Source organism: Streptomyces viridosporus (genome assembly GCF_002078235.1).
In the GTDB taxonomy this organism is placed as follows: domain Bacteria; phylum Actinomycetota; class Actinomycetes; order Streptomycetales; family Streptomycetaceae; genus Streptomyces; species Streptomyces viridosporus.
Genome location: NZ_MSGP01000934.1, coordinates 344 through 919, shown reverse-complemented (window position 1 = coordinate 919; position 576 = coordinate 344). Strand labels below are relative to the sequence as shown.

The 576-nt window shown below is 69.1% G+C and carries 1 pseudogene; it reads right to left on the bottom strand.

Features of this window, described 5'->3' with window-relative positions:
- Nucleotides 1-576, bottom strand: a pseudogene (locus tag B7L92_RS43465) (ABC transporter ATP-binding protein); the annotation flags it as partial.

Below are 576 nucleotides of genomic sequence, written 5' to 3'. Positions count from 1 at the left end.
AACACCTTGGACATCAGGTACGCCGAGCGGGACAGGCCGGTGGCGCGCTCCCGCTCGTAGATGACCCGTTCCTTGATCAGCTCGCGCACGGAGTTCGCGGCACCCGCGAAGCAGGCGCCGACCGCGAGGATCAGCAGGACCGTGGTCGCCGTGCCGTTCGGGACGATCCGGCCGGTCTGCGGGTTGGGCGGGTTGGGCAGCAGCCCCTTGTCCGCGTCGATCAGCAGGCTGACCGCACCGAGCACGGCCGGCAGGATCACCATCAGGGCGAGGAAGCCCTTGTCGGAGACGATCACCGAGAGGTAGCGGCGCACCAGCGTGGCGAACTGCGACATCCAGCCCTGCGGCTTCGGCGGCCTCATCGCCTGCATCGCCGGGACCTGTACGGACTGCGGCGCGACGGCGTCGATGTCCGCGGCGTACATCTGGTAGTGCTGCGAGCCCTTCCAGCGGCCCGCCCAGTCGTAGTCCCGGTAGTTCTCGAAGGCGGAGAAGACGTCGGCCCAGGTGTCGTAACCGAAGAAGTTCAGCGCCTCCTCGGGCGGGCCGAAGTAGGCGACGGATCCGCCGGGCGCC